Raw genomic sequence first — 24,299 nt, 5'->3', positions numbered from 1 at the left:
CTTAGCTTCATTGCCGCGCGGCCGGGGCGCTCACCTCGGTCACGCTTCCCGATCGTCGCACCTACTGGTCGGTAGCCGGTAATGACTGCCACGTTTCGGAAAGTGATTTCCACCATACGAGATATGACCGCTTCGACGGAACCCCCGCCGCCTCCGGCCGAACCGGTTTCGCAAGGCCCGCACCGGCCCACCAGGCCCCGTCGGGCCGCGCCGGACCCGTAGACAACAGGCCCCGTAAACAAGAACAGACCCGCGCCACCGGAAGGTGACGCGGGTCTGTCTTCTTGGTCAAGCGGCACCGACCCGCCATGCTCGCCTCGCGGCAAGTGGTCGCTCGAAGCGACGAAGGTTGGGCCCGGGGGCTTGGATCGAGCCGGTGCCGACACCAGGCTAACAAAGACCCCGCAGAAGTGATTCCCGTGGGACGGATCGGTTCGGAAATCCGTCCGCCCGGCGGTGCCTCCGCTCCGGCCCGGCCCGCCTCAGTCCCTCAGCAGGTCCGGGACGCCGTCCTCGTCGGGCAGGTCCCGCTCCCCCGAGACCACCGTGAGCTGCTGCGTCGCCCGTGTCAGCGCCACGTACAGCACCCGCAGGCCGGCCGGGGACTCGTCCGCGATCTCCGCGGGCGAGACGACCACCGTGGCGTCGTACTCCAGGCCCTTCGCCTCCAGGCTGCCCAGGGCCACCACCCGCTCGCCGAGGTCGGCCAGCCAGTCGCGGGCCTGTGCCCGGCGGTTCATCGCGACGACCACCCCGACCGTGCCGTCCACCTCGGCCAGCAGCCGCCGCGCCTCCTCGCGCACCGAGGCGGCCAGATCGCCGTCCCGCACGGTCTCGAAGCGCGGCTTCACGCCCGTGGAGCGGACCGCGGCCGGTGACTCCATTCCGGGCATCGCGAGCGCCAGGACCTTCGAGGCCAGCTCGGCGATCTCCGCCGGGTTGCGGTAGTTGACCGTGAGGGTGAAGTGGCGGCGCGGCCGGTTGCCCAGCGCCTCGTCGCGCGCGCGGGCGGCCTCGTCCGGATCGGACCAGGAGGACTGCGCCGGGTCTCCGACGATCGTCCAGGTGGCGTGCCGGCCGCGGCGGCCGACCATGCGCCACTGCATGGGCGTGAGGTCCTGCGCCTCGTCGACGATGACATGCGCGTACTCCGTACGCTCCGCGGCCAGCCGCTCGGCCCGCTCGCGCTGGGTCTCCTCACGCTGCGGCATGAGCTCCTCCAGACCGGAGAGCTGGTCCAGCGGGTCGAGTTCGCGCTTCTTCTTCGGCCGGTGCGGGGTGCCCAGCAGTGTCTGCAGCTCGTCGAGGATCGCCACGTCGTGCACGGAGAGCGGCCCGTTGCCCTCCTTGTCGAGCCGCTTCAGGGATCGGGCCAAGCGGCGCACCTCGCCCTGGTTGAGCACCCGGCGCGCCCAGCGCCCGAGCCGCTTCTCGTCGGCCATCGCGGCGAGCACCCCGCGGGGGGTGAGCTCGGGCCACCAGGCGTTCAGGAAGTCCAGGAAGGGGGCCTCGGTGGCGACGTCCTCGTCGAAGGAGGAGCGCAGTTCGGCGGCCAGTTCGGGGTCGGTGTAGCGGCCCCGGCCGGAGGATTTGTTCCACAGGGCGTCCAGGAGCATTCTGCGGGCGCGCGGGCGCAGCAGGTTGACCGGGGCGGTGCCGCCGAGGACGGAGTGCCGGATGCGGTGCAGTTCGTCGGCGTTCAGTTCGACCCGGGCGCCGAAGGCGACGACCCGCAGCCGGGTGGGGGTGGCCGGGGCCCCGCCGGTTCCGTCGTCCGCTCCCTCTGCTCCGGCTGCTCCCTCCGCTTCGTCACCGAAGGACAGCTGGCCGTTCCGGTCCGCCGCCGCCCTGCGGCGGGTGCCGGGCTGTTCCAGGGCACCGCGTGACGCCTTGCGCAGCACCTGGAGCATCCGGGAGGAGCCCTTGATCCGGGCGACGGCGGGCTCGTCGTACGTGGTGGCGCCCTGGACGCCGGCCGCCTCGTCGGAGAGCGAGCCGACCGCGCGGATCGCCACCTGCCCCTCCTCGCCCAGCGAGGGCAGCACGCCTTCGGTGTACGCGACGAGGAGCGGGGTCGGCGAGACGACGAGGATGCCGCCCGCGTAACGCCGCCGGTCCTGGTAGAGGAGGTACGCGGCACGGTGCAGGGCGACGGCCGTCTTGCCGGTGCCGGGGCCGCCGGAGACCTCGGTGACGGAGGCGGCGGGGGCCCGGATCACCAGGTCCTGTTCGGCCTGGATGGAGGAGACGATGTCCCGCATGGTGTGGCTGCGGGCCTGACCGAGCGCCGCCATCAGGGCGCCGTCGCCGATGACGGGGAGCCTGTCGCCGCCCAGATAGGCGGTCAGCTCGGGGCGCATCAGGTCGTCCTCGACACCGAGGACCCTGCGGCCCTTGGAGCGGACGACCCGGCGGCGTACCACCCGGCCCGGTTCCTTCGGCGTCGACCGGTAGAACGGGGCGGCGGCCGGTGCGCGCCAGTCGATGACCAGCGGCGCGTAGTCGGAGTCGAGGACTCCGATCCGGCCGATGTGCAGCGTCTCCGCGATGTCGGCGGACCGGTCGTCGCGCACGGCGTCGTCGGCCGGTTCTACGGAGGTGTACGCGCCGTCCGGGCCGCGTTCACCGTCCTTGCCGAGCAGCAGGTCGATCCTTCCGAAGAGGAAGTCCTCGAACTCGCTGTTCAGCCGGTTGAGGTGGACTCCGGCCCGGAACACCTGGGCGTCGCGCTCGGCGAGCGCCCCCGGGGTACCGACCTGGCCGCGCTTGACGGCGTCGTCCATGAGAAATTCCGCCTCGTGGATCTTCTCTTCGAGGCGGTGATAGACGCGGTCGAGATGTTCCTGCTCGACACCGATTTCCCGGTCCCGCAACGAATCGACAGCGGCATCCTGCGCGGCCACCGAGGCCCCCTTCTGACGTGCATTGGGCAGCCGTCAACCTTATGCGAAGGGGGGCCCGCCGCGCACCTGCCGCGCGTATCGAAATGACACGGCACGGTCTCGATCGGGCGTACGGAGAAGGGCCGCGGTCCGTTCGGACCCGTTTCAGGATTCGCTCCGGTACGCCGCTCCCGCGTCCGCCCCCTCCACCGCGACCACGGCCGCGTCCACGGCCGCCACCGCCGCCCTGCGCCGGTGCCGGGCCACCCGCTCCCGGTTCCCGCACACCTCGCTGGAGCACCAGCGGCGCCGGCGACCCCGCGAGGTGTCCAGGTAGAGGCGCCGGCAGTTGTCGGCCTCGCAGCGGCGCAGTCCGGCCCGCGCCACAGGATCGGTCAGGAGCTCGACGACATCACGGGCGACGGCGGCCAGCAGCGCCCCGCATTCGGGATCGGCGCTCAGCGCCCGTACCAGCGTGCCGCTCCTGCCGCGCACGGCCCGCAGCCCCGGCGGGGCGGCCGCGGCGAGCGCGTTGACCCCCTCCAGGGCGCCTTCGGCCCCGCGGCCGCCGAGCTCGGCGGCCAGCAGACGCTCGACGCCGGTCCTCAGCTGCCGGAAGCGCACCACCCAGGTGTCGTCCACGGCGTCGAGGCGGGTGCCGCCCGGCACGAGTCCGGAGGCGACCAGCCACTCCGCGAGACGCTCGGCGCCGTCGAGCAGCTCGCAGGCGCCGGAGGTGCCGGTACCCGTGGCCACCAGGTCCAGGCAGGGGCGCCCGGAGTCGAACCGCCAGTCGTACGAGCGCTTGCCCGCCGCCATGCGTGAGTCACCGCCTCGGGGTCTCCGGTCGAGGTCTCCCCCAGAGTGCTCCTCGGGGCGCCACCCCGGAACCCCTGCTGCCGCGCGGCCCGGCACCGGCGGGAACTCGTACGGTGTCCCCATGGACGACGATCTGCGTACCGCCACTCTCGCGGCCGGACCACTCCTGCTCCGGCCCTGGCTGCCCGAGGACATACCGACCCTCATCGAGGCGTACCGCGATCCCGCGATGCGCGCCATGCTGGTGAGGCTGGTCGAGGACGAGGCGGAGGCGCGGCACTGGCTGCGGGTGGAGCAGGAGGGCCGGGAAGCCGGCAGCCGCTTCGGCTTCGCGGTGATCGATCGCGATCTCGACGGCGAACCGGTCGGCAATGTGGTGCTCAAATACCCCGCGCCGGGCTCCGAAAGCGGCGAGGTCGGCTACTGGACGGCGGCACGGGCGCGCGGGCGCGGGGTCGCACCGCGGGCGCTCGGGGCGCTCACCGACTGGGCGTTCGAGGCGTTCGCCGGGGACGGCCTCGTGAGGCTGGACCTGCTGCACCAGGTGGACAACGACGCGTCCTGCCGGGTCGCGGAGAAGAGCGGTTACGGCTTCGCGGAGGTGCTTCCGGCGCAGGCGCCGTGGCCGCTGGACGGGCACCGGCATGTGCGGTTGCGTTCCGGGGACGTCCGGTAGCCGTTTCTCGCCCGCCTCCGGTCGGCCCCGGCCTTCACGTCCGCCCGGCGAGATGAGGCCCGTCCGGGCCCGTCACCCCATCAACGACGAACCGTCGTGCAGGATCCGCTGGAACATCCGGTGGTCGCGCCAGTCGCCGTTGATGTGCAGGAAGCGCGGGGCCAGTCCGTACTGCTCGAAGCCGCACTTGGCGAGCACCCGCTGCGACGCCACGTTGTCCAGCATCGTCCCCGCCTCGACCCGGTGCAGGCCGAGCCCGTCCCTGGCCACCTCGCAGACCCGCTGCACGGCGGCCGTGGCCAGGCCGCGGCCCGCGTACTCGACATCGATCCAGTAGCCGAGAATCGCGCTGCGGGACGGCCCGAGCACCATGGCGGTGAGGTTGAACCCACCCACCGCGCGGTCCTGTTCGTCGGCGAGCACCCACGGCATCGCCCGTCCCGCCTCCCGGTCCGCGAGCATCCCGGCCAGCCGCTCCTGCTGTCCCCGCTCGGTGTAGAAGGCGTCGGGCCGCTCGGGCTCCCAGGGCCGCATGTACGCGCGGCTGCGGGTCAGGGCCGCGGCGAGGGAGGCGGCGTCGGCCGGGGTGGCGGGGCGGAGTCGTACCTCCGCGTCGATCCGGTGTATGTCGTCGATCACCCCTTCACGCTATCCCGGCCTCCTCACGCCGCCTCCGCCGAGGCCAGCCCTGCCAGCCGGTCGAAGGTGCGGATCAGCTCCGCCCGTCTCTTCTCCTTGTACTCCGGCTTGGGTTCAAGATCGTCGATGGTCCGCTCCCACACGTCCATGAAGGTCTTTTTCCAGCCCTCGACCACCACCGCACCGGGTACCACCGCACCGACGTGGTGCTGCTCGGCGATCAGGCACAGCAGCTCGATGTTGCACGGCACCGCGACGCCCCAGTAGTCGTCGGGCTCCAGGCCCACCGGGTCACCGGCCATCGCCTCCTCGATCTCCGAGAGGAGCCGCCCGGTGATGTCCGACAGGTGATCCGCCGCCGTGTCGCTGTCGAAATTCCCACTGCCCCAGGTACCCACAGGTCCCCCTCCACTCGCCGCCCTTTGCCTATGACTGTTCTAGCAAGCCGCACTGACACCAGCGGGCGGACCGAGTGCCGCGCTCCCTCTGGACGCTCGCGTAGGAAACTGCGCGTCCGGGCCATGGAGCGCGACCGCCCCTGCCGCTTCACTGGGAGGCATGACAACCACCCGGCCCACACACCCCTCCCGCACCCTGGACCACCTCGTGCTCGGCGGCGCGTCCGTCACCACCGGCCTGATCGCGGGCGCGTTCTATGTGTTCTCCTGCGCCGTCATGCCGGCCCTCGGGCGCAGCGACGACCGGACCTTCGTCGAGGTCATGCAGAACATCAACGACGTCATCGAGAATCCGGTCTTCTTCGCCGGTTTCTTCGGCGCGCTGGTCCTCACGGCTGTCGCCGCCTGGCAGCAGCGCCGGTCCCCGGGTCCGCGGCGGTGGGTCCTCGCCGCCCTCGCCGCGTACACCGTCGCCTTCCTGCTCACCTCGGGCGTCAACGTCCCGCTGAACAACGCCCTTGCACACGCCGGGGATCCGGCGCGGATCGCCGATCCCTCAGCCGTGCGCGAGAGGTTCGAGGACACGTGGGTGGTCTGGAACGCCGTCCGGGCAGTCCTGTGCACCGCCGCTCTCGCCCTTCTCCTGCGTGCCGCGTTCCTGACGGCACGGCAGCGTCCGCGGCACCCTCAGGAATCGTCGTACTCGCTGTCCGGCGCCGGGTCCAGCGCCAGCCGGTAGCCGCGCTTGACGACCGTCTGGACGAGGCCGGGCGCGCCCAGTGCCGTACGCAGCCTCGCCACGGCCGTCTCCACCGCGTGTTCGTCCGCGCCGCCGCCGGGCAGCACGCGCAGCAGGTCGGCGCGGGACACCACCCAGCCCGGCCGGCGGGTCAAGGTGCGCAGCAGGGCCATTCCCGCGGGCGGCACCGGGCGCAGTACGCCGTCGACGACCACGGCGTGGCCGCGGATCTGGACCCGGTGCCCGGCGAGCGGCAACGTGTATGCCCTGGCGGGGAGTTCGCGGCACAGCAGCTGGACGAGCGGGGCGAGCCGGAAGCGTTCCGGCTGGACGGTGCCGATCCCGCGGGCCCGCAGCGGGAGGGCGGTGACCGGTCCGACGCAGGCCACGAGGACGTCGTCCCGCAGGGCGCTCAGAAGCTCCGGGAGCAGCCCTCGCCTCTCGGCCCGGCCCAGCAGTGACGCGGCGGCCGGGGCACTGGTGAAGGTGAGGGCGTCCAGGTCCCGGGCCAGGACGGTGTCGAGCAGCCGGTCGAGCGGCGCGATGTCCTCGGGGGCCTCCCAGCGGTAGACGGGTACGGCGATCACCTCGGCTCCCGCGCCGCGGAGCGACTCGATGAAGCCGGGAATCGGTTCGCCGTGCAGCTGGACGGCGATACGGCGGCCCTCCACGCCCTCGCCCAGGAGCCGGTCCAGCACCTCGGCCATGGACTCGGAGGCGGGTGACCACGCCTCGGTCAGCCCGGCGGCCCGGACGGCGCCCTTGGCCTTGGGGCCGCGGGCCAGCAGCTCGACACCGCGCAGGACCGCCGTCAGCCGGTCGCCGAGACCCCAGCCGTCGGCGGCCTCGATCCAGCCCCGGAAGCCGACGGCGGTGGTGGCGACGACCACGTCGGGGGCGGAGTCGACGATTCCCCGGGTGGCTGCGAGGAGTTCGGTGTCGTCGGCGAGCGGCACGGTGCGCAGGGCGGGCGCGTGCACGACGGCGGCGCCGCGCCGCTCCAGCAGCGCGCCGAACTCCGCCGCGCGCCGCGCGGCGGTGACCCCGACGGTGAAGCCCGCGAGCGGCCCGTGGTGTTCGTCCTCGTGCATGTGGTCTACCCGGCTCTCGTCCCGCTGCTGCCCGATGGTGCCGACGGCCGAGCCTGCCAACGGCACGTGACGGATCTGGTTCATCCGTATGTCCCGCACGTTACGTCCGAGGGCACCGAACCGTCGTGACTCACGCGCGGCACCGCCAGTCCGCGGCTCGGCCGGTCCGCGGCTCGGCGGGTCCGGGTGCGGTGGTCCCGGCCCGGCGAAGGTATACCGCCCCCGGTCCACCGGTCAGTCGGTGCCCAGCATGAGCGCCGCGTCGGGCCGGGGCAGCCAGCTCCCGCCGGGCCGCACCAGCCAGCCCTCCTCGGAGCCGAGCCGGGCCGCGGCTTCGCGCAGGGCGTCGAGGCCGGGGTGGCGCAGCCCCCTGCGCCAGACCAGCAGGAGCGGGGAGACCGGTACGGGGCGTACCAGCGGACGCACCACGGTGCCCGGTATCGGAGGGAAGTCGACGACACACAGAACAGGTCGGCGCGACTTCGCCATGACCCGCTGGAATTCGGCCACGCCGACCGCGAGCGGAACGGGCGGTGCCAGTTCGATGCCCCACTCGGCGAAAAGCAGCCGGGCGAGGTCCGTCCATTCCCCGGTGCGCGGGTTCCCGGCGCCCGCGTACACGGTCTCACCGGCCAGGTCGGCCAGGGCGACGCTCTCGTGCGCGGCGAGCGGGTGAGCGGCCGGGAGCAGCACGGCCATCGGCTCGTACCGCACCGGCTGCACACCGAGCCGCGCCCGCACCGCGGGGTCGAGTCCGGCGGCGCGGCCGAAGGAGACGTCGAGCCGCCCGGCGAGGATCTCGCCCGCGGCCCAGGTGAGCCCGCTCTCGAAGCGCGCCATCAGCTCGCAGGCGGGAGCCAGCTCCCGGGCGCGGGCCAGCACCCGGGCGGCCGCCATGCCGTCGGTGTTGAGGTCGACGAAGAGCGGCCGGGCGGCGGGGTCGGCGAAAGCCGCGGCAAGATCGTCGTGCGCCTCCAGCACCCGCCGGGCGTACGGCAGGAGCCGTTCGCCGTCGGCGGTGAGGGAGACCTGCCGGGTGGTGCGCACGAAGAGTTCCGCACCCAGTTCGCGCTCCAGCCTTCGGATGTCCCGGCTCAGCGCCTGCTGGGCGACGTAGAGCCGGGCGGCGGCACGGGTGAAGTGCAGCTCCTCGGCGACGGCGGCGAAGGCGCGGAGCAGCCGGGGGTCGGTGGGGGTACGGGGATGGGGGTGCGTCCGGGGGGTGCCCGGGTCGGCAGCGGAGGAGGACACACCAAGAATTTACAACACAGATGCGTTAATCGGTACGGAGAAGGTGTTGGACCCCATGGGCCGTGCGCCCCGAGGGTTGATCCATGCCGTACGACAGAACGCCGCCCACCGACCCCATGCTCACCGTCTCCGGGGACCTGCTGATCATCGCCCCGCGCGCCCCCGCCCCCGCACGGCCGGCCCCCACCAACCCGTACCGCCGGCTGCTCGCCACCCCAGGTGCCCGCGCCTTCACCGCGGGCAATCTCCTCGCCCGGCTCCCCATGGGCATGTTCAGCGTCAGCGCCGTGATCATGATCGCCGGGGCGCGCGGCTCGTACGCCCTGGCCGGGGCCGTCACCGCGACCGGCCTCGCCGCCACGGCGGTGGTCGCGCCCTGGACGGCCCGGCTGGTCGACCGGTACGGACAGGCCCGGGTCGCCGTGCCCGCCACCGCGATCGCCGCGCTCGGATCGCTCGCGCTGCTGCTCTGCGTGCACTACGGCGCCCCGGCCTGGACGCTCTTCGCCTCCTACGCCGCGACCGCCACCACCCCCAACACGGGCGGGATGTCCCGGGCCCGCTGGGCGCACCTGCACCGGGGCGATCCCGCCGCCCTGCACACCGCGAACTCCTTCGAACAGGCCGCCGACGAACTCTGCTTCATGCTCGGCCCGGCCCTCGCCGCGCTGCTCTGCGCGGCGCTCTTCCCGGAGGCCGGAACACTCGTCGGAGCGGTCCTGCTGATGACCGGCGTGCTGATCTTCGCCGCCCAGCGCGCCACCGAACCGCCGGTGGCACCCCGCACCGCCCGCACCGGCTCCCCGTTCCGCACCCCCGGAATGCCGGCCCTGCTCGCCGCCTTCCTCGCCACCGGCGCGGTCTTCGGCGCGATGGAGGTCGTCACGATCGCCCACGCCGGGGGCGCCGTCCTGGCCCTCCAGGCGGCCGGTTCGTGCGTGGCGGGACTGCTGTACGGATCGCTGCGCCCGGCCGCGGACGTCCGGCGCCGACTGCTGGGCTGCCTGGCGGGGATGACGGCGCTGATGTCCCTGCCGCTGCTCGCCACCTCCGCGACCGATTCGCTGCTCGCCCTCGCGGGCGCGCTGCTGCTGGCGGGCGCCGCGACGGCACCGACGATGGTGACCGGCATGACCCTGGTGCAACGCCTCACCCCGGAGGGCCGGTTGAACGAGGGCATGACCCTGGCCGTGACCGCGATGCTGGGCGGGATCGCCGCCGGTTCGGCGACCGGCGGCTGGATGGTCGAGCACACCGGGCAGACGACCGGCTATGCCGTACCGGTGTGCGCGGCAGGACTGGCACTGGCGATCGCGGCAGCCGGGGTCCGGGTCCCCCGGGCGTGATACCCGGACGCGGGGCTCCGCGCAGAACGACGAGAACCCCGCTGCCGGTCGGCAACGGGGTTCTCGTTTCACATGGGAATTGTGGAGATGGCGGGAATCGAACCCGCGTCCAACGGTGCAGAATCAGGGCTTCTCCGTGTGCAGTTCGCTGTGCTTTTCTCGGCCCCGGTAGTCACGCGAACAAGCTACCGACAGGCCCAGCCACTGTTTGATTTCCTTCCAGGCCCCGTGACCGGGTCTAGAAGTTTAGATCCCTTGATGATGCCAGGATCCGGGTCGGGATCACCCCCGGGCTGACACTTCGCAAGTCGCTACTTAGGCAGCGAGGGCGAAGGAATCGCGCTTGGAATTGGCGATTATTGGTTGCGACATATGGTTTACGAGATCATTGTCGCTTCCTCGACACGCTTCCCCTGCTTCGACATCCGCTGTCGAAACCGATCATCCCCATGCTGGTGTATTTAATTGTCAACCGCTCCATGCGTGCACCCGTTGTGAGGTGCAGTGCCATCGTACGTGACCAACGAGCGACAGTGCCAGCCTATTCCTGCCGGCCGGCCCGCCCGCTTCCCGGCTAGGCGCTCCGCTGGCGCCGGCGCGCCGCCGAGATGGCCCGGTTGGTCTCCCGCGTGTCCTGCTTCTCGCGCAGGGTCTGCCGCTTGTCGTACTCCTTCTTGCCCTTGGCGAGCGCGATCTCGACCTTGACCCGGCCGTCCTTGAAGTACAGCGCGAGCGGCACGATGGTGTGGCCCGTCTCGCCCGACTTCGACTCCAGCTTGTCGATCTCCGCCCGGTGCATCAGCAGCTTGCGCTTCCGCTTGGCCGAGTGGTTGGTCCAGGTCCCCTGCACGTACTCCGGGACGTGGATGTTGTGCAGCCAAGCCTCGCCGCCGTCGATCTGGACGAAGCCGTCCACGAGCGAGGCCCTGCCCAGCCGCAGCGATTTGACCTCGGTACCCATGAGTACGAGACCGCACTCGTAGGTGTCGAGGATGTGGTAGTCGTGTCGCGCCTTCTTGTTCTGCGCGATGAGCTTGCGCCCGGTGTCCTTTTCCTTAGCCATAGTGCAGCCATTTTCGCACTACGACCCACCCCCGAGGCCACTCAATACCGTCTCGGCCCGCTGCTCGGCCCCGGAGCTCACCGCGAGGTCCGGGGTGATGCCGCGGCCGTCGACTCCGCGGCCCGCCGGGGTGCGGTAGTGGCCGACGGTCAGCTCGGCCACCGAGCCGCCCGGGAGCTTGCTGGGCATCTGGACCGAACCCTTGCCGAAGGTGCGCGAGCCGACGGTGACGGCGCGGCCCCGGTCCTGGAGCGCGCCGGTGAGGAGCTCGGCGGCGCTCATCGTGCCGCCGTCGACGAGGACGACGAGGGGCCGGGCGGTGTCACCGCCCGGCTGCGCGTAGAGGGCGCGCTGCTCTCCGTGCACGTCGTACGTGGCGACCAGGCCGCCGTCCAGGAAGGCGGAAGCCGCGGTGACGGCCTCGGTGACCAGGCCGCCGGAGTTGCCGCGCAGATCGAGGAGCACCCCGGCGCCCGCCGGTGCGTCCCGGACCGCGTGGCGGACCCGGTCGCCCGAGCCCTTGGTGAACGAGTCGACCTCGATCAGCACGGCCTCGGAGGGATCGGAAGGCTTCGGTCCGATCCTCCGGACGGTGACGGGCTCAGTGGTGAGCGTGGCCCGGCGCAGTGTCTCGGTGCGCAGCACGGCGCCCCGCTGGACGCCCAGGACGACGGCGGTGCCCGCGGACGCCTCCGTGCGGTCCCCGCGCAGCAGGGCGACGACCTCGGCGACGGGGCGCCTGTCGATCCGGTGGCCGTCGACCGTGCGGAGCAGATCGCCCGGCTCGACGCCGGCCCGGTCGGCGGGGCCGCCGGGCTGGACCCGGGCCACCTCGACCAGCCCCTCGGCGGAGCGCCTGGCGGAGATCCCGACGCCGGTGTACGAGCCGCCGAGAGCCTGCTCGAACTCCTCGTACTGCCGCTCGTCGTACACCGCGCCCCAGCGGTCCCCGCTGCGGCTGACGGCCTCCTCGGCCGCCTCCTTGCCCGACTTGCCGTCGGCCACGGCCCGTGCGGCGGCGTCGGCCACCTCGTCGCCGTCGACCGCGGAGGCGACGTAACGGGTCGCCGGGTCCGGGGACTTCGAGCCGCCGCGCGGCAACGAGCCGGTGGCCGCCGCGGTGGCCAGCACGCTCGCGAAGACCAAGGTCAGGGCCGCCCCGCGGCGTACGCCGCGGGGCCCGAAACACTGCGCGGGACCCGACATGGCGATGAGTCTAGGACAACGCCCTTGCGGCACACGGCCGGTTGACCATGTGCCACCAGGGCGCTTGTCACACCTTCAGGTACTTGCGCAGCGCGAAGAGAGCGGCAACGGCGGGCATCAGCAGACCGATCGCCAGGACCAGGGGCAGCTTGGTGAAGACCGCGTCCCAGCCGATGAAGTCGATCAGGTTCAGCTTGCTCTGCAACGCCAGCCCGCCGTCGATCAGGAAGTACCGGCCGGCCAGCAGCATCACACAGGCGAGGACGCCACCGATGAGGCCGGCGAACGCGGCCTCCATGATGAACGGCATCTGGATGTAGAACCCGGAGGCGCCGACGAGCCGCATGATGCCGGTTTCGCGCCGCCGGCTGAACGCGGACACCCGCACGGTGTTCACGATCAGCATCAGCGCGATGACCAGCATCAGCGCCATCACGAAGAGCGCGGCCACATTCATGCCGTTCATCAGCTGGAAGAGGTTGTCCAGGATCGATCTCTGGTCCTGGACGGACTGCACCCCGTCACGCCCGGCGAAGGCGGTGGCGACGACCTTGTACTTCTTCGGGTCGTGGAGTTTGACCCGGAACGACTCCTGCATCTGGTCCGGCGTGATGTCGCCCGCCATGGGCGAGTCGCCGAACTGCTCCTGGTAGTGCTTGTACGCCTGATCGGCCGACTCGTACGTGACCGTCTGGACGGCGTCCATCTTCTTGAGGTCGGCCTCGATCTCCTTCTTCTGGTCGGCGGTGACCGCCCCCTTGGCGCACTTGGGCGTCGAGGTCACATCGCTCTTGCTGCAGAGGAAGATCGAGACGTTGACCTTGTCGTACCAGTAGTCCTTCATCGTGCTGACCTGCTCGCGCATGAGCAGCGCGCCGCCGAACAGGGCGAGCGAGAGGGCGACGGAGACGACGACGGCGAAGGTCATCGTGAGGTTCCGACGGAGGCCGACGCCGATCTCCGACAGGACGAACTGGGCGCGCATGGCGTCCTTTCAGTGCTCGATGCTCAGTGCTGGTAGCCGTAGACGCCGCGGGCCTGGTCACGTACGAGACGGCCCTGCTCCAGCTCGATGACGCGCTTGCGCATCTGGTCGACGATGTTCTGGTCGTGGGTCGCCATGATCACAGTGGTGCCGGTCCGGTTGATCCGGTCCAGCAGCTTCATGATGCCGACGGAGGTCTGCGGGTCGAGGTTGCCGGTCGGCTCGTCCGCGATGAGCAGCATGGGGCGGTTCACGAACGCCCGCGCGATCGCCACGCGCTGCTGCTCACCGCCGGAGAGCTCACCGGGCATCCGGTCCTCCTTGCCGCCGAGGCCGACCAGGTCGAGGACCTGCGGCACCGCCTTGCGGATCTCACCGCGCGGCTTGCCGATGACCTCCTGCGCGAACGCCACGTTCTCCGCGACGGTCTTGTTGGGGAGGAGCCTGAAGTCCTGGAAGACCGTGCCCAGCTGGCGGCGCATGTGCGGCACCTTCCAGTTGGACAGGCGGGCGAGGTCCTTGCCCAGGACGTGCACCGAGCCCGTGCTGGCGCGTTCCTCGCGGAGGATGAGTCTCATGAAGGTGGACTTGCCGGAGCCGGAGGAGCCCACCAGGAAGACGAACTCGCCCTTCTCGATATCGAGCGACACATCCCGGAGAGCGGGACGGCTCTGCTTCGGGTAGGTCTTGGAGACGTTGTCGAATCGGATCACGGATGCACCACGGTCGGCCGGGAGTAGGTGTGCGTGACCATACGCGAACCGGCCTGGGGCGTGCAGGCGCACGTCCCGGCATGGGTGATTTATGGCGGAACGGCACGGGCCGGGAGCGCGGCCGAAGTGCTACGGAACGGGCGATCTCCGGCGGGCCGCGCCGAAATCCGCGCGAGCTGGCACAGTGGTAGGGGGAACGGTTGCGTTCCCATGAGCGTTGTGCGGAGCGAGGACGTCTGCGGCCCCGCCGCGCGGGAGGAGGAAAGCGCATGACCTATGACCGACTGGTGTGCGCAAACTGCGCGGCGCCCGTGAACGAGGGCCGCTGCCCCGTGTGCCGGGCAAGCCGTGAGCGGCTGCAGCAGGAACAGGAGCAGGGGATCTTCGCGGGGCTGAGCCCCGTGACGCTGGTGGCCCTGCTGGTGGTGCTGCTGGGCGCGCTGGCACTGCTGGCGCATCAGACCGTGTAGCACCGGACCGCGCAGCCGAGGCCGTCCGCCCGCCTGCGAAAGCGTGTACGTGTACGCGGAGGGGCCCGGGATGCCGACTGGCGTCCCGGGCCCCTCTGTGCACAGGTGGCCCTTAGGCGACCGTACGGCCGTTCATCAGGCGCGGCAGGATCCGGAAGCCGATGCCTCCGGCAATCATCGTCGCGGCGCCGACCAGCAGGAACGTGGTCTCGGCGGCACCGGTCTCGGCGAGCTCGTCCTTGCCCTTGCCCTGCTCGACCGGCTGGTTGCCGGCCGAGTCGGGGGTGGTGTTGTCCGCGCACTTCGCGCCGTCGAGGTCGACGGTGCAGCCGTCGCCACCGGTCGCGGAGCCCGAGGAGGCACTACCGGTGGTGCCGCCGTTACCGGTGGTACCACCGTTGCCGGAGCTGCCGCCATTGCCGGAGCTGCCGCCGTTGGCGCTGGTGCCGCCGTTGTTGCCGGAGCCACCGTTGTCCGACGCGCCACCGTTGTTGCCGGAGCCGCCATTGTTGCCGGAGCCGCCGTTGTCGGACGCGCCGCCATTGTTGCCGGAGCCGCCGTTGTTCGACGCGCCACCGTTGTTGCCGGAGCCGCCGTTGTTGCCGGAGCCGCCGTTGTCGGACGCGCCGCCATTGTTGCCGGAGCCGCCATTGTCGGCAGCGCCACCGTTGTCCGCAGCGCCTCCGTTGTCCGCAGCGCCGCCATTGTCGGCAGCGCCACCGTTGTCCGCAGCGCCTCCGTTATCGGCAGCGCCACCGTTGTCCGCAGCGCCACCGTTGTCCGCAGCGCCACCGCTGTCCGCAGCACCGCCATTGTCGGCCGCGCCACCATCGGTGGTCGTACCGCCCTGGCCACCGTTGTCGCCGCCGCCGGCCGCATCGCCGCCGGACTCGCCGAGATCGGCGTCGACACCCAGACCGCCTTCGTCGGCGTGAGCCTTCGCGGAGAGACCGCCGACGTCGACGCCGATGCCGACGGCCGACGCCGCACCAGCAGCGGTGAGCGAAGCACCCGCGGCAATCACCGCACCTGCGGCTATCCGCGCGACGCGTACACGCGTCTTCTTGGTCATCTGCTGCTACCCCCAGTAGCTGTTCTCGTCATGGAGCAGCCATATGCGGGCCCCGGCTCTGCGGAGTTTGCTCCGAACGGCGCCACATGGAGCCGTGGTCATGCCGCCCGCCCCCGTTCACACCCGTCCCAGACATACGCATGCTGCCCTAGCACCCTGTCCACAGTTAAGGACTACGTCAAGGCCGTTCCGTCGAATCTGCACCGATTTAGTGGCAGTTGACCTTCATTCAGAATCACGACTGTGACGCACTCACCACGGCGCCCGCGCAACTCGGAACCCCAACTCCCCATCAGCGGCAGCTCGTACGCGTCCGCGACGAGAACGGCGGTGCCGGAAACCCGTGGGTTTTCCGGCACCGCCGTTCGAACATCCGGGAAACAGGCCGTCGCTGCGGCCTGCCGCCTACTTCTCCCGCTGCTTGCGCCAGCGGATGCCCGCCTCCAGGAAGCCGTCGATCTCGCCGTTGAAGACCGCCTCCGGATTGCCCATCTCGAACTCCGTACGCAGGTCCTTGACCATCTGGTACGGGTGCAGGACGTACGACCGCATCTGGTTGCCCCAGGAGTTGCCGCCGTCGCCCTTGAGGGCGTCCATCTTGGCCTGCTCCTCCTGACGGCGCCGCTCAAGGAGCTTCGCCTGGAGGACGTTCATCGCGGACGCCTTGTTCTGGATCTGCGAGCGCTCGTTCTGGCAGGAGACGACGATGCCGGTCGGGAGGTGGGTCAGGCGCACCGCGGAGTCCGTGGTGTTGACGCCCTGGCCGCCGGGGCCCGACGAGCGGTACACGTCGACGCGCAGCTCGGACTCGTCGATCTCGATGTGGTCGGTCTGCTCGACCACGGGCAGCACCTCCACGCCCGCGAAGGACGTCTGGCGGCGGCCCTGGTTGTCGAAGGGCGAGATCCGGACGAGCCGGTGCGTGCCCTGCTCGACGGAGAGCGTGCCGTAGGCGTACGGCACCTGGACGGCGAAGGTGGTCGACTTGATGCCGGCCTCTTCCGCGTACGACGTCTCGTAGACCTCGGTCTTGTATCCGTGCCGCTCGGCCCAGCGGATGTACATGCGCTGGAGCTTCTCGGCGAAGTCCGCGGCGTCGACGCCGCCGGCCTCGGCACGGATGTTGACCAGGGCCTCGCGGGAGTCGTACTCGCCGGAGAGGAGCGTACGGACCTCCATCTCGTCCAGCGCCTTCTTGACGGACTCCAGCTCGGACTCGGCCTCGGCCAGGGCGTCGGCGTCGCCCTCGTCGTGGGCGAGCTCGAAGAGGACTTCGAGATCGTCGATCCGGCCGCGGAGGGCCTCGGTCTTGCGGACCTCGGCCTGGAGGTGCGAAAGCTTGCTGGTGATCTTCTGCGCCGCCTCCGGGTCGTCCCAGAGGGAAGGCGCGGCCGCCTGCTCCTCGAGCGCGGCGATGTCCGCCCTCAGCGCATCCAGGTCCAGGACGGCCTCGATCGACCCCATGGTGGAGGAGAGGGACTTCAGCTCTTCGGAAATATCGACGACTGCCACGGGTCCAGCGTAACGGCTGTCGGCGCGGACATTCCTCGGGCCGCATGATCACGACTCGGTGACCGTGCGCGCGAGACCCCCGCGGGCCGTACGGCGGCGGGGGTGCCCGCCGGTTTCCCCCTCCGGCCCCGCACACCGCCGAAAGCCGCCGGGGACCGCCCGCGGGCCCCGGCTCAGGGTGCTCCGGGTGCCGAGTTCTTCGTGTCCTGCGCGGGCGCGTCCGTACTGTCGCCGCCCAGTGCGAGCCAGCCGCCCACGCCGAGGGCCACCACCAGCACCAGCGCCGCGGCGCCCAGCGTCAGCCGGCGCTTGCGGACGGCCGCGGACTTGTTGCGGGCCGAGCCGGGCCGGGGCCGGCCCGGGGAGCGGGGGGCCCGCGCGGTGCCCCGGGGGCCGCCGGAGAGCTCGTCGGGGGCCGGGACGCGCATGCTCGTGTGGGTGTCGCGGTTGGAGTCGGTGGACGAGCCGGGGACCAGGGGCACCGCGCCGCGGCGGCGGGGTTCCTCGGGCGCGGGGGTGTACTGCTGCTCGTCGTACGTCCGCGGCTCCGGTTCGGTCTCCGGCTCGTCCACGTCCAGCGGCGGGATGCCGGCCAGCTGCGGGAGCTGCTCGCGCAGCCGGGCCGCGAGCTCGGAGGCGCGCAGCCGGGAGGCCGGGGCCTTGGCCAGGCACTGGATCAGGAGCTGCCAGAGTTCCTCGGGGATGCCCGGGAGGGGGACGACCGTCTCCGTGACGTGCCGGCGCAGGACGGCGCCGGGGTGTCCGCCGCCGAAGGGTGTGAAGCCGGCGAGGAGTTCGTACAGGACTGTGGCGAGGGCGTAGATGTCCACCGCGGCGCGCGGCGGCAGCCCCTCGACTATCTCGGGGGCCAGGTAGTCCGGCGTGCCGATGATCTTGCTTGCCTTGGTGCGGCGCGGGGTGTCGATCAGCTTGGCCACCCCGAAGTCGGTGAGCAGCGCCGGGTGCGAGCCGCCGGGGCCGAGCGGTCCCTCCATGTCGAGCAGGATGTTCTCCGGCTTGACGTCGCGGTGGACCACTCCGGCGGCGTGGGCGGCGGCCAGGCCGTCGGCGACGTCCGCGATGATCGCGACGGCGGCCTCGGGCGCGAGACGGCGTTCGCGGTCGAGGCGGGTGCGCAGGTCCGTGCCGCGGACCAGGTTCATGACCAGTGCCAGGTCGTTGCCGTCCACCACGAGGTCGCGGACGGCGACCACATGGGGGTGGTCCAGGCCGAGCAGAGCGGTGCGCTCCTGGACGAAGCGGCCCACGAGCTCCTGGTCGGACGCCAGGTCCTCGCGGAGCAGCTTGATGGCCACCGGGCCCTCGGGCCCGTCGCCGAGCCACACCGTGCCGGCGCTGCCGCGCCCCAGGATCTGGTGGGCGGTGTACCGGCTGCCGATATTCCGTGCCAAGACTGCTCCCTCAGCGGCTGGCGATGGACCGTCGCTCATGACCCCCGGTCGACAAAGTTACGCGTCGATCGGGGGGTTGAGTGCCCGGGATGGGGCCAACCCTCACTTCCGCGGGCGAATTGCGGGGGAAACTGGCCCGCGGAAGTCGATATAGCTACAGAGTTGATGATGTGCCGGCGGCTCAGGAGCCGCTGCCGCCACCCAGTTCGGAGACCCAGTCGGTCACGCTGGAGACGGCGTCGCTGATCGCCCGCCAGAAGCTCTTGCCCTGGCCGATCCAGTCCTGCAGCGGCGTCAGTTCCCAGATCAGCCAGCCCGCGACGAACAGCAGCACCAGGGTGAACAGGCAGCCCTTGAGGCAGCCGAGGCCGGGAATCCTCATCGGGTTGGCACTGCGCTGCCGCGGCTCGCGGGGCTGCCGCGGGGCCGGCTGCTGCGGCTGCTGCGGTGGCTGCTGCTGCGGCGCGTACTGCTGGCGCTGGTACTGCTGTTGGGGCTGGTGCTGGGGTTGCGGCTGGTACTGCTGTTGCCGGGGCTGGGGGTACTGCTGCGGCTGCTGGTACTGCGGCGGCTGCTGCTGTCGCTGGGGCTGCCGCGGCTGCTGCTGCGGCTGGGGCCGCTGGGGGCGGCGGCGCAGCGGGTCCTGGTCCGGGCCGAGGTACTGGACCTGCGTCGGCTCGTTGCGGTCGCGGGCCGCCTGGAGCTGGGACTGCCAGGGGTGCGGCCCCTCGGGCTGCGGGGGGCCGTCGGGGTGCGGCGGCACGGGCGGCATGACCGAGGTCGGGTCGGCGTGCCCGCCCGCACCCGGGCCGGGGGCGTGCTGCATGACGCTGGTCGCGGCGTTCGGGTCGTACGAGCCCGCGTTGCTCGGCAGCACCTGTGTCGGGTCGGCGGCACCGGGGGTCTCCGGCACGGCCGCGGGCGCCGGGTCGGGCGCGAGCAGGGCGCCCACGCCGTCGGCCGCCGCGATCTGGGCGGAGTTGGCGTGCACGCCGATACCGGCCGCGACGGTGCGCAGTCCGCGGGCCAGGTTCTCGGCGCTGGGGCGCCGGTCCGGGTCCTTGCTCAGGCAGCGCTCTATCACCGTCCACAGCGGCGCCGGGACGGTGGCGGGGCGGCTGGGCTCCTCGCTGAGGTGCCGGTGCAGGACTTCGAGGGCGGTGCCGCCGGCGAACGGCGGGCGGCCGGTGACCAGCTCGTACAGCAGGATGCCCGCGCCGTAGATGTCGACGGCGGAGGTCTGCGGGCGGCCCTCGGCGGACTCGGGCGCCACATAGGCGGGCGTGCCGACGAACTCGTGGGTCCGGGTGAGTCCCGGGGAGTCCGCCAGGCGCGCGATGCCGAAGTCGGTGAGCATCGGGTGCATCTGGCCGTCGCGCTCGTCGAGCAGGACGTTGGCGGGCTTCAGGTCGCGGTGGACGACGCCGTCGGCGTGGCTGGCGGCGAGCGCGTCCGCGATCTGCGCGGTGAGCAGCGCGGCGGCGACCGGGGTGAGCGGGCCGTTCTCGCGGAGGTAGCGGTGCAGGTCCGGGCCGTCGACCAGGTCCATGACGAGGGCCAGGAGGTCGCCCTCGACGACCAGGTCGCGGGTGCGCACGATGTTCTCGTGGGTGAGCCGGAGCAGCACCGAGCGCTCGCGCAGGAACCGCATCACGATGTCCGCGTCGTTGGCGAGCTCCTCCTTCAGGACCTTGATCGCCACGGTCTCGCCGGGCTGACCGGCGACGGCCGCCTCGGCACCTGCGGTCTCCCGCTGGCGGGCACGCCAGACGGTGCCCGTGGCGCCGCGTCCCAGCGGCTCCTCGAGCAGGTACTTGCTGCCTACCGGCCGCACGTCATGCGCTCCCTGCGATCGTGGTGCTTGCGGTGCTCCCGGACACACCCGGGAGTTCCGGCCCACTCTAGTGGGGTGACCGGCGGGGTCGGGCCGCTCCGTCCGGTTGCCGTCACCCGTCCTGTCCGCCGTGCCCGAGTACCTCGCGCGGGAGGTAGTGGCCGGTTGCGGAACAAGACGCTCACACCGGACGAATGGTTGCCGCACACCCGTGCGACGAACTGTGCCGGACGCGCTCCTCGGACGGTCCCGCCGTGGCGGAAGAGCTTCCCAGCAGGCACGGGAGAAGGTTGCAAGCAGGCACGTATGGGCGCACAGCCGACCTTTCATGATCACTTAGCGGTGGCCCCCGGGCGTGTTGTCAGTGGCAGGTGCGAGGATGCCTCCAGCACGGACTGTGGGGTAGGGAGCCCCGCGGCACGTGACGAACCTGTACCGGACGACGCGTCCGTGTCGGGTGGGGGGAATCACAGGGCGTTTCCCCTGCCCGGCGCCCCGCGCAGAAGGGACCGCTGACGGCGATGCAGATCCGGCTGACCGTCCTCGCGCCGCGCAGCGGCCAGACCCCGGCGCGCGCCTGCGACGTGCTGGTCACCGCCCCGTCGGGGACGGCGCTCGCCACCGTGGCGTCCCATCTGGCCGCGGCCGTCTCCGGACCCGACGGCTCGCTCGGCGGCGGCGCGGTGGTGCTGTTCGCCGGGCGCGAGCGGCTCGACGCGCAGCGGTGCGCGCTGGGTGAGCCCCCGCTGGTCGACGGAGCGGTGCTCTCGCTCCAGGTCCCGGGCGAGGACGAGGCGGCGGACGACGCCGTCCCGGCGCAGCTGCACGTGGTCGCGGGGCCCGACGCGGGCGGGGTCCATCTGCTGCACGGCGGCCGGATCCGGATCGGCCGCTCCGCCGACGCGGACGTCCCGCTCGACGACCCCGATGTGTCCCGGCTGCACTGCGCGGTGACGGTCTCCGCGGACGGCCTGGTCTCGGTGGCCGACCTGGGCTCCACCAACGGCACCTCGCTCGACGGCACGGAGGTACGCGACCGCCCGGTCCGCCTGCGGCCCGGTGATCTGCTGCGGCTCGGCGAATCGACGCTCCGCCTGGCCTCCGGCGCGCGTACGCCGACACTGCCGACCGCCCCGGACGGCGAGGGGCATCTCCGGGTGTCCGGTACGGCGGGCGCCGCCGAGGGGGGCGGCTCGGGCCACGGGTACGCCCCGGCCGCCGCCCCCGGCTCCGGGCCCGACGCGCACGCGGGGCCCGGCGACCGCCGGGCGTACGGGAGCGGCGAGGACGGGCCTGCCGGCACCCGCCGCCCGTCCGTCCCCGGGCTTCCGGCCCGCGCCCCGGAGGAAGAGGCGCCCCGGCGCGGCGGGATAGGCGCCTGGGCGCGCAGACTCGCGGGCAACAAGGGCGAACCGGTCCACGAGGCGGCGCCCGACGAGACGGGCGCGGCCGCACAGCCCTTCACGGGCGGCGTCCCCGAGGCGCCCGCGAGGGGCGCCGGGGAGAGCACCTGGCCCGATCCCGCGGCCGTGCTGCTGACCGCGCTCGGCCCCGGCCCCCGGCTCTGGGAGCGCGACGCCGCGCACCCGGAGGCGCTCGTGGTGCGCCTGGGGACGACGGACCGGGCCGAGCTGCCCGCCGTCCCGGTGACCGTGGGGCTCCGGGAGACCGGTTCCCTCGGGCTCGCCGGGCCGCGGACCCGGCTGGCCGGACTCGCCCGCTCGACGGTCGCGCAGCTCGCCGCGCTGCACTCCCCCGCCGATCTGGAGATCGTGCTGATCAGTACGGACCGCGGCCGCGCCGCGGACGAGCGCAGGCGCGAGTGGGCCTGGCTCGGCTGGCTGCCCCACCTGCGCCCGATGCACGGCCAGGACTGCCGGCTGCTCCTCGCGTACGACCGCGAGCAGGCCCTCGCCCGTACGTCGGAGCTGGTGCGCCGGCTGGACGAGGGGCCGCTCGGGCCCGGCTGGCCGAGCCTGGACCGGGACACGGTCGCCGAGGCCGCCGCGCGGTACGCGGGGCCGTACACCGTGGTGGTCGTCGACGGCGACCCCGGCTCGGCCGTGCTGCGCGAGAACACCGCCCGGCTGGCCTCGGCCGGCTCCGCCGCCGGAATCCATCTGATCTGCCTGGCCGAGACCCCGGCCGCCACACCCACCTCGCCGGTCGCGGCGACGTACGAGGCCGCCTGCCACGCCTCGATCGCGTTCCGCGAGTGCGGGGCCGTGGCGATGCTGAGCGGCGATGTGGCGACGGCCCTGCGGCTGCTGCGCACGGCGGACGGGCGGGCCGCGGGCCGCGGCACGGTCGCGACCGTGGACGCCGTGTCGGCGCACTGGGCCGAGCGGTTCGGCCGGGCGCTGGCCCCGCTGCGTACGGAGGGTTCGGTGACGGCCCACGGCCGGCCGGCCTCGGCCGCGCTCCCGAGGACGGCCCGCCTGCTGGACGAACTGGGCCTGGCCCGCGCCACCCCGGCCTCCCTGATGGCCCGCTGGGCCTCCACCGCCGACGACCAGCCCGGCGCCACGGTCCGCGGTCCGGGCCGCTGGGCGGGCGGGGCGGGGAGCGCCGCCGGCGGCCCGGGACCGGCCGACGGGGCTGCCCGCGGTTCGGGCCGTACGGAGTACCCGCGCGGCGCGAGCTCCCGCGTGGGCGCCCAGCGCACGGGCGGCGGCCCGGGACCGGACGCCCCGGGACCGGGGCGCACCCCGTACCCCGGCAGCGATACCACCACGCACGTCGGCACGGTGAGCCACGGCCTCGCGCGCGACGAGGGCCAGGGCACCCGCGGCTCCGGGCGCACCCCGTACCCCGGCGCCGCCGCGCCCCGTGTCAGCGGCGGGCGTTACGGCGGCTCGCCCGGGGACACCCCGAGCTCCCGCACCGTTCCCGGGTCCGGTTCCTGGGGCGGCGGTGACGGCCAGGGCGCCGACGGCCTCCGTCCGGCCGGGTCCGGCCGGAGCGCGAACCGGGTCAGCGGGCCGCGCGGCGACGACACGCCCCAGATCGCGGCGCGGGCCGCCGTGGACCCGGGTACGGGCACCCCCGCGCCCGCCTCCGCCCCCGCCGAGGGCACCGTCCTCGTGGCCGCCGGGCGGCCCGTCGTGGTGCTCGGGGCCGGGCCCCGGGGCGCGGTCAGCGTGGATCTGTCGGAGGAGGGCCCGCATCTCCTCATCGAGGGTCCGGCCGGCAGCGGACGTACGGAGTTGCTGCGGGCCGTCGCCGCCTCGCTGGCCGCGGCCGCCCGCCCCGACCTGCTGGGCATACTCCTGGTCGACGGCGCTGGTGGGGAGCGCGGCGAGAGCCTGCGCCCGTGCACCGAGCTCCCGCACGCGTTCGCGCATCTGGTGGCCTGCGACCCGGTACGGATGCGGGAGTTCGCGCAGGCGCTGGGCGGCGAGCTGAAGCGGCGCGCCGAGCTGCTCGGCCCGTACGACTTCACCGAGTGGCACCACCGGCGCGAGGTGGCGCAGCGGATGGTCGGTCAGCGCCCGCCGACCGCCGCGGAGCAGCGCGGTGACGTGGACTCCGCGACGAGCGGGACACTCCGGCTGCGCCCCGCCGCCGCGCGGTCCGCGGAGTCCGGCCCGTCCCCGCTGCCCCGGCTCGTCGTCCTGGTCGACGACTTCGACGCCCTGGTCGCCCCGGCGCTCGGCAGCCCCGGCCGCCCCGCCGCCGGTTCGGTCGTGCGGGCCCTGGAGGCCGTGGCCAGGGAGGGCGGCCGGCTCGGCGTGCACCTGGTCGCGACGTCCGCCCGCCCCGACCGCACGGAAGACACGGACCTGGCCCACGGGGCCCGGCTGCGCATCGTGCTCGACGCCCCGGTCGTCCCGCCGTCACCGGAGGATCCGGCGCCCGGACGCGGCCGGCTGGGGCATCCGGACGGGCGGGTGACCCCGTTCCAGGGCGGCAGGGTGACAGGACGCATTCCGCGTACGGCGACCCTGCGCCCCACCGTCGTCCCGCTGGAGTGGGAGCGGATGGGCGATCCGCCGACCCGGCGCCCGGTGCGCGAGCTGGGCAACGGCCCGACGGACCTGGCGCTGCTGGCCAGTGCGCTGGAGCGGGCGGCCCGGTCGGTGAACGCCGAACCGATAGCCCCGTTCGGGCCCGTCCCTTCCTGAACCACGGCCCCGAACACGTACTGACATCACGTCACGAGCCCATCACGATCAAGGAGTTGAGGCCGGG

19 protein-coding genes and 1 other RNA gene are annotated in these 24,299 nt (G+C 72.8%); 5 read left to right on the top strand and 15 right to left on the bottom strand.

What is annotated here, in order from left to right:
• Positions 1-482: 482 nt before the first annotated feature.
• Positions 483-2,903 carry a HelD family protein gene (locus tag ACFVT1_RS24840; RefSeq protein ID WP_389799190.1) on the bottom strand — a complete coding sequence of 807 codons (2,421 nt, stop codon included), beginning with the start codon at positions 2,901-2,903 and terminating at the stop codon, positions 483-485.
• 144 nt (positions 2,904-3,047) lie between these two features.
• Positions 3,048-3,701 carry a CGNR zinc finger domain-containing protein gene (locus ACFVT1_RS24835; protein WP_389799187.1) on the bottom strand — a complete coding sequence of 218 codons (654 nt, stop codon included), beginning with the start codon at positions 3,699-3,701 and terminating at the stop codon, positions 3,048-3,050.
• Positions 3,702-3,822: 121 nt separating this feature from the next.
• Between ACFVT1_RS24835 and ACFVT1_RS24830 the strand changes: the two genes are divergently transcribed.
• Positions 3,823-4,377 carry a GNAT family N-acetyltransferase gene (locus ACFVT1_RS24830; protein ID WP_389799184.1) on the top strand — a complete coding sequence of 185 codons (555 nt, stop codon included), beginning with the start codon at positions 3,823-3,825 and terminating at the stop codon, positions 4,375-4,377.
• 72 nt (positions 4,378-4,449) lie between these two features.
• Here the strand turns inward: ACFVT1_RS24830 and ACFVT1_RS24825 are convergent, their stop codons facing one another.
• Both ACFVT1_RS24825 and ACFVT1_RS24820 read right to left on the bottom strand, forming a co-directional pair.
• Complete coding sequence (locus tag ACFVT1_RS24825; RefSeq protein WP_389799182.1) at positions 4,450-5,016, bottom strand: GNAT family N-acetyltransferase; 567 nt, start codon at positions 5,014-5,016, stop codon at positions 4,450-4,452.
• 23 nt (positions 5,017-5,039) lie between these two features.
• Positions 5,040-5,414, bottom strand: coding sequence for a DUF4259 domain-containing protein (locus ACFVT1_RS24820; RefSeq protein ID WP_389799181.1), 375 nt, complete (start codon positions 5,412-5,414; stop codon positions 5,040-5,042).
• A 160-nt stretch (positions 5,415-5,574) separates the two neighbouring features.
• Between ACFVT1_RS24820 and ACFVT1_RS24815 the strand changes: the two genes are divergently transcribed.
• A complete protein-coding gene (locus ACFVT1_RS24815; RefSeq protein WP_389799179.1) occupies positions 5,575-6,153 on the top strand; it encodes a DUF1772 domain-containing protein in 579 nt (192 codons plus the stop codon).
• On the opposite strand, the gene ACFVT1_RS24810 is transcribed toward ACFVT1_RS24815, so the two are convergent.
• Both ACFVT1_RS24810 and ACFVT1_RS24805 read right to left on the bottom strand, forming a co-directional pair.
• Positions 6,102-7,244 carry a uroporphyrinogen-III synthase gene (locus ACFVT1_RS24810; protein ID WP_389799695.1) on the bottom strand — a complete coding sequence of 381 codons (1,143 nt, stop codon included), beginning with the start codon at positions 7,242-7,244 and terminating at the stop codon, positions 6,102-6,104. The genes ACFVT1_RS24815 and ACFVT1_RS24810 overlap by 52 nt on opposite strands.
• A gap of 234 nt (positions 7,245-7,478) precedes the next feature.
• Positions 7,479-8,423: a LysR family transcriptional regulator gene (locus tag ACFVT1_RS24805; RefSeq protein ID WP_389799693.1), complete on the bottom strand. Its 945-nt coding sequence runs from the start codon at positions 8,421-8,423 to the stop codon at positions 7,479-7,481.
• Positions 8,424-8,611: 188 nt separating this feature from the next.
• Here ACFVT1_RS24805 and ACFVT1_RS24800 point away from each other — a divergent pair, with 188 nt between their 5' ends.
• Positions 8,612-9,841, top strand: a complete 1,230-nt coding sequence (locus ACFVT1_RS24800) for an MFS transporter (protein WP_389799691.1) — start codon at positions 8,612-8,614, stop codon at positions 9,839-9,841.
• Positions 9,842-9,920: 79 nt separating this feature from the next.
• Here ACFVT1_RS24800 and ssrA read toward each other — a convergent pair.
• From ssrA to ftsE, 5 genes are all read right to left on the bottom strand, one after another.
• Positions 9,921-10,290: a transfer-messenger RNA gene (ssrA, locus tag ACFVT1_RS24795) on the bottom strand.
• Between the two features lie 125 nt (positions 10,291-10,415).
• The gene (gene smpB / locus ACFVT1_RS24790) at positions 10,416-10,904 is read right to left on the bottom strand and encodes an SsrA-binding protein SmpB (protein WP_072484162.1); all 489 of its coding nucleotides are present in this window, start codon (positions 10,902-10,904) and stop codon (positions 10,416-10,418) included.
• An 18-nt stretch (positions 10,905-10,922) separates the two neighbouring features.
• Positions 10,923-12,110, bottom strand: coding sequence for a S41 family peptidase (locus ACFVT1_RS24785; RefSeq protein WP_389799177.1), 1,188 nt, complete (start codon positions 12,108-12,110; stop codon positions 10,923-10,925).
• A 67-nt stretch (positions 12,111-12,177) separates the two neighbouring features.
• Positions 12,178-13,095 carry a permease-like cell division protein FtsX gene (gene ftsX / locus ACFVT1_RS24780; protein WP_389799175.1) on the bottom strand — a complete coding sequence of 306 codons (918 nt, stop codon included), beginning with the start codon at positions 13,093-13,095 and terminating at the stop codon, positions 12,178-12,180.
• Positions 13,096-13,118: 23 nt separating this feature from the next.
• Positions 13,119-13,808 carry a cell division ATP-binding protein FtsE gene (gene ftsE, locus ACFVT1_RS24775; RefSeq protein ID WP_362205399.1) on the bottom strand — a complete coding sequence of 230 codons (690 nt, stop codon included), beginning with the start codon at positions 13,806-13,808 and terminating at the stop codon, positions 13,119-13,121.
• Positions 13,809-14,077: 269 nt separating this feature from the next.
• Here ftsE and ACFVT1_RS24770 point away from each other — a divergent pair, with 269 nt between their 5' ends.
• Entirely contained in the window at positions 14,078-14,278 is a 201-nt protein-coding gene (locus ACFVT1_RS24770; RefSeq protein ID WP_266746502.1) for a hypothetical protein, read from the top strand.
• A 112-nt stretch (positions 14,279-14,390) separates the two neighbouring features.
• Here ACFVT1_RS24770 and ACFVT1_RS24765 read toward each other — a convergent pair whose 3' ends face one another.
• From ACFVT1_RS24765 to ACFVT1_RS24750, 4 genes are all read right to left on the bottom strand, one after another.
• Positions 14,391-15,350 carry a hypothetical protein gene (locus ACFVT1_RS24765; protein WP_389799173.1) on the bottom strand — a complete coding sequence of 320 codons (960 nt, stop codon included), beginning with the start codon at positions 15,348-15,350 and terminating at the stop codon, positions 14,391-14,393.
• Between the two features lie 405 nt (positions 15,351-15,755).
• On the bottom strand, positions 15,756-16,862 hold the full coding sequence (prfB, locus tag ACFVT1_RS24760; protein WP_389799171.1) for a peptide chain release factor 2: 1,107 nt from the start codon (positions 16,860-16,862) through the stop codon (positions 15,756-15,758).
• A 173-nt stretch (positions 16,863-17,035) separates the two neighbouring features.
• Positions 17,036-18,274: a serine/threonine-protein kinase gene (locus tag ACFVT1_RS24755; protein ID WP_389799168.1), complete on the bottom strand. Its 1,239-nt coding sequence runs from the start codon at positions 18,272-18,274 to the stop codon at positions 17,036-17,038.
• 181 nt (positions 18,275-18,455) lie between these two features.
• The gene (locus ACFVT1_RS24750) at positions 18,456-20,108 is read right to left on the bottom strand and encodes a serine/threonine-protein kinase (protein WP_389799167.1); all 1,653 of its coding nucleotides are present in this window, start codon (positions 20,106-20,108) and stop codon (positions 18,456-18,458) included.
• A 521-nt stretch (positions 20,109-20,629) separates the two neighbouring features.
• On the opposite strand from ACFVT1_RS24750, the gene ACFVT1_RS24745 reads away from it, so the two are divergent.
• Positions 20,630-24,232: an FHA domain-containing protein gene (locus tag ACFVT1_RS24745; RefSeq protein ID WP_389799165.1), complete on the top strand. Its 3,603-nt coding sequence runs from the start codon at positions 20,630-20,632 to the stop codon at positions 24,230-24,232.
• Positions 24,233-24,299: the final 67 nt, after the last annotated feature.

Origin of the sequence: Streptomyces sp. NPDC057963, assembly GCF_042887155.1 — a bacterium.
GTDB lineage: Bacteria > Actinomycetota > Actinomycetes > Streptomycetales > Streptomycetaceae > Streptomyces.
This window is presented reverse-complemented; position numbering and strand designations above follow the sequence as displayed.